This window comes from Paenibacillus sp. 1-18 (assembly GCF_000520755.1).
Lineage (GTDB): Bacteria > Bacillota > Bacilli > Paenibacillales > Paenibacillaceae > Paenibacillus > Paenibacillus brasilensis.
On the sequence record NZ_ASSB01000399.1, the window covers coordinates 1 to 4,375 of the forward strand.

Here is a 4,375-nt window from a genome sequence, read left to right on the forward strand (position 1 = left end):
CTTAAAAAAGTTGTTTGATTTACTGTTGACAATCCACTTATTGATGCTAAAAGGGATAGAGAAAATAAAGGTGCCCTTAGTGAAGCATTTTTTTGAGTTGAGAAATCCTTGGTTGAGAAACACTCATTAATTCAGCATACTCTTTTTGTGTCAAGTTAGGCTTTTGATGAATGAGATTCTTTAGTGTTTGTAATAGTTGCTCTGTTGGAAGAGGAGACCTTTTCGGCTCCTTAATTGCCTTTTCGGTCCCGGGCTTGACATGCGCTACTTTCGACTGAACGCCCCTGTCATTCTTTAAGTCATCAATACAGCGTACGCATATAAAGTAATCCTTGAAGTATGTCAATTCGTCGATAGAACCGCACATATTACAGGAAACACCCGTATATCTACGAAACGCTAAGAGACCGTGTTCTTCATCCATAAAAATTTCTATCGGGTCTCCCACATTATAACCCATCGTTTCTCTCATTTCTTTAGGGATTACAATACGACCTAGAGGGTCTAATGGCCGAGTCATACCAATACTTTTCACAGTTAAAATCCTCCTTTTTTTTAATACTATCAGAATTAAGGTCCTTTCTTCTATAGTGAAAAAATAGATTTGTCTATATAAAGTAAATTATTGAGAGGTAAATAAAAACTTCCCAAAGGATAGTATACTTATTTCCAGAATTCGTATTTCACCATTTGATTGTGATATACCATATTTAAATTGATTGATATCCTAAAAAGTTACCTTATAAAGGCGTGGTTAATTTGGGTAAAAACAACCACAATACTCGCAGAGATACTTAATTACATGGAAAAAACGATTTAAACATTAGCGATCTAGCCAGGCAGGTAAAAATAAACCCCGGTATAACAGGTAGAAATATCCTGTCCGTTAGTTCAATAGAAGATAATAGAGACTTCTAGCAGACATGCTAAGGTCTGAGCATATAATCGAAAATTGAGTTCAATGATCCAACGTAACAAATAGAGTATACTTATCATTTAAAAAACGATAAGGTTAAAATCCTCAATTTTGCGCGCTCATTTTAGGGATGATAGACTAGAATTAGTAAAAAGTAATTTGTCAAGACCAAAATGTCACTGAAATATATAAATTGTAGAGATATAATACACACAATCTTAGTGATAATAGACAGCTCACCTACTTGTTACATGATAGTGACGAACCGGTATCGTTCCAATCGATGTTTAGGCGCGTTGGAAGGCAAGGTGAGATATAATTCATTTTCGTAGTGTGCTAGATATAGCAGATGACATGGGGAAGGTGTGTCTATTCTCCTTATTTTCTATATTACCTTACATAGGACCGCCCGAAGAATTCGGTGCAGGTCCTATTTGGCATTAAATTTATAGTTACGAATGTTTCAATGAAGGAGGTTTCACAACAATGAGAGCCTTTATGTTTCCAGGTCAAGGTTCCCAGTATGTAGGTATGGGCGAGAACCTATTTGATGAGTTCCCCAAATTAACATCTATAGCTGACCAAGTATTGGGTTATTCTATAAAGCAACTTTGTTTACAAGATCCGGAGCAAAAGCTTGGAAATACTGCTTATACACAACCGGCTCTGTATGTTGTCAATGCGCTCCATTTCGTAAAGACTGTTAATGACCGGAAAATTACTCCAGATTTTGTAGCAGGGCATAGCCTGGGAGAGTTTAATGCCCTATTTGCGGCAGGAGCCTTTGACTTTGAAATCGGATTAGAACTTGTAAGAAAACGCGGAGAACTGATGAGCCAAGTTACTCCAGGAGCTATGGCAGCAGTTTTAGGCATGGATGCAAAAGAGATCCGGGCGGTTTTGCAAGATAGCAATTTACAAGGTATTGATATTGCGAATTTAAATACACCTACACAAATTGTTATTTCAGGCTTAAAGCATGAAATTAACGAGTCCATCCGTCTTCTGGGAGCTGCAGGAGCCAGAGGAGTGGTTCCACTGAATGTGAGCGGAGCCTTTCACTCCCGTTACATGGAAGAAGCACAGGAACAATTTAAGAAGTATTTGAGCAAAATTCAGTTTAAGGAGCTTCAATTCCCTGTAATATCTAACGTTCATGCAAGACCTTATAATTCTTCCGATATCAAACGAAACCTGACTGATCAGATGACACATCCTGTAAATTGGACAGACAGTATGCGATATTTGCTTGCTTTGGGAGTGGAGAGCATAGAAGAGATTGGTCCAAAGCAGGTACTAACCAAATTGCTTGACCAGATACGGAATGAAGCAGAACCGCTAGATTTGGGAGCGGAGCAAATTCAGTCGAAACCGCTCGAGGGCGGGAAGATGGTTATCTCTTCCGGATCTTTAGGAAATGAGGAATTTAGAAAGAAATATGGGCTTAAATATGCTTATTATGCCGGGGGAATGCATAAGGGAATTTCCTCAAAGGAGATGGTTATTGCATTAGCAAAAGGTGGACTTATGGGTTTTTTGGGTGTAACCGGTCTGACTTTTTCAGAGATTGAAGATTCGCTTCACTGGATTAGACAAGAATTAGATGGGGAGTATACGTATGGAGTAAACCTCGCTCATGATCCTTTCGATCCTCAAAGAGAAGAAGCTTTAATAGAGATGCTTATCAAAAATAAAGTAAAGGTTCTTGAGGCATCGTCTTTTGTGAGTATTACTCCAGCCTTGGTGTTATACCGTGCTGCAGGCTTAAGACGAGGGATGGGAGGGAGGATCGTCAGTGATCATAAAATAATAGCTAAGGTATCAAGACCTGAAGTGGCAGAGTTTTTTTTAAGTCCTGCCCCGGAATCATGGATACAAAAACTACTTCGGAGCAACAAAATTTCCGAGATGGCAGCGGAATTACTGAAGAATGTGCCTATGGCTGATGATCTGTGCGTAGAAGCGGATTCTGCGATGTCGGCTGAACAGGGTCCCTCTGAGGTAATCATGCCTGTCATCTGCAGATTGAGAGATCAGTTTATGAAGAAATACGGATATAAGCGCAGGATATGTGTCGGTTTGGCTGGAGGGATCGGGGTACCTGAAGCCGCTGCGGCATCTTTTATAATGGGGGCTGATTTTATTATGACCGGCTCAATCAATCAGTGTACTGTTGAGGCAGGGACAAGTAATCAGGTGAAGGACTTGCTTCAGCAAATGAAAGTTCAAGATACTGCTATAGCACCTATCGGGAGGTTATTCCATATTGGAGCCAAGGCTCAATTTCTGAGAAAGGGAGTGTTCTTCCCGGCAAGGGCCAATAAACTATACGAATTATTTAAATGCTATGACTCGCTAGAGGAGATAGATGACCGACACAGAAGTACGCTTCAAGACAGGTATTTCAAGCGCAGTTTTGAGGAAGTTTTTGAGGAATTGAGGCAAGTGCACTCACATGATGCAATAGCTAGGGCTGAACGCGAGCCAAAGTATAAAATGTTGTTAGTATTCAGTTGGTACTTTGATCTCTCTGAAAATCTGGCTTTAAGTGGAAGTGAAGGCCAAAAGGTGGATTACCAAGTTTACTGTGGGCCAGCCTTAGGCGCTTTTAACAGATGGGTGGAAGGTACAGAAATGGAATTCTGGCGGTATCGGCATGTAGTCAGCATTGCTGACAAGCTAATGCAGGAAACAGCTATGATTTTAAATCAACGTATAAGAAACTTATATGGTAACTGACTACCCGCTAACAGGTAGTTTGGGGAGGGATAACATGGGGAAACGGACACTGAACTTGACGGATGAACTGTATAATTATTTATTAAGCGTTTCGTTGAAAGAGCCTCAACCAGCTCAAAAACTTCGGGAAGAAACTAATCGTATGCTGTTGTCTGCTATGCAAAGTCCGCCTGAAGAAAGTCAATTTATTGCATTGCTTTTAAAATGGATAGGGGCTAAGCGAGTATTGGAAATTGGAACTTTTACAGGTTATACGACATTGCTTATGGGTTTGGCTATGCCCTCCAATGGACGGATTATAACATGCGATATTGATGATAGGTGGCCTAATATGGGAAGAAGGTTTTGGGAGGAAGCTGGAGTAGACTGTAAGATCGATTTTCGCCTTGCTCCAGCATTGGAGACCATGGATAATCTTTTATCTAGAGATTATGCTAATTATTTCGATTTTATATTCATTGATGCAGATAAGGAGAATTATTGTAACTATTATGAACGCGCTATCCGAATGGTTCGACCGGGGGGCATGATAGGTGTAGACAATGTGTTGTGGGGTGGTAGTGTCATTAATGTCCAAAATCAGGGGCCGGATACAAGAGGGATTCGAGAAATCAATAAGCGTATTTACCAAGATGATCGGGTCAGCATGAGTATGTTGCCTATAGGAGACGGTCTAACGATTGCTATGCGTGAAATATAAATCTGAGGAGTGTTGTGTCA

At 40.3% G+C, this 4,375-nt stretch carries 3 protein-coding genes; 2 read left to right on the forward strand and 1 reads right to left on the reverse strand.

Going from position 1 to position 4,375, the window contains the following annotated elements:
• Positions 1-76: 76 nt before the first annotated feature.
• Positions 77-535, reverse strand: coding sequence for an AbrB/MazE/SpoVT family DNA-binding domain-containing protein (locus L693_RS0126885; protein WP_025721533.1), 459 nt, complete (start codon positions 533-535; stop codon positions 77-79).
• 867 nt (positions 536-1,402) lie between these two features.
• Here L693_RS0126885 and fabD point away from each other — a divergent pair.
• Positions 1,403-3,655 (forward strand): ACP S-malonyltransferase, encoded by a 2,253-nt coding sequence (gene fabD / locus L693_RS0126890; protein ID WP_025721534.1) that lies wholly within the window; start codon positions 1,403-1,405, stop codon positions 3,653-3,655.
• A gap of 34 nt (positions 3,656-3,689) precedes the next feature.
• Positions 3,690-4,355: a class I SAM-dependent methyltransferase gene (locus L693_RS0126895; RefSeq protein ID WP_025721536.1), complete on the forward strand. Its 666-nt coding sequence runs from the start codon at positions 3,690-3,692 to the stop codon at positions 4,353-4,355.
• Positions 4,356-4,375: the final 20 nt, after the last annotated feature.